This is a genomic window from Undibacterium sp. JH2W, assembly GCF_049340425.1.
Lineage (GTDB): Bacteria > Pseudomonadota > Gammaproteobacteria > Burkholderiales > Burkholderiaceae_D > Undibacterium.
In genome coordinates this window covers 1-355 of the sequence record NZ_JBMPOT010000084.1, presented here as the reverse complement: position 1 = coordinate 355, position 355 = coordinate 1, and the positions used below count along the sequence as shown (strand labels likewise).

Here is a 355-nt window from a genome sequence, read left to right as displayed (position 1 = left end):
CGGCAGCACTTCATGGATTGCCTCAGCCAACTGATTCACCTGCACCTTACGATAAGCATCTTTATCGGAACGGGTTTTATTCTCCAGGGTGGCAATGCCACGACTTTTATGACGATATAGCCAGGTGTTGATGGTGCGCCAGGTGAAACGGTACGGGTGGGCTGACAAGCCATCGATAAAGGTCTTGTCGGCGACAAACTTGATGCGCTCACGCATGCTATTGCCGGGGGCATTGAGCACCCGTAGGCGTAATTCAAATGAAGGTTTAGCAGCCATGCGTTCTCCTGTTGAGTTAAAAGAGCGCAAAGCGTATCCGCGTCATCCCAAATGATCGAGAGTCAAAATCTGTTGCACT

At 50.4% G+C, this 355-nt stretch carries 1 protein-coding gene; it reads right to left on the bottom strand.

What is annotated here, in order from left to right; translation table 11 throughout:
- The coding region (locus ACO0LC_RS29220) for a hypothetical protein (RefSeq protein ID WP_423009779.1) at window positions 1-276 on the bottom strand (276 nt) is incomplete at its 3' end.
- Between the last annotated feature and the right edge of the window lie 79 nt (window positions 277-355).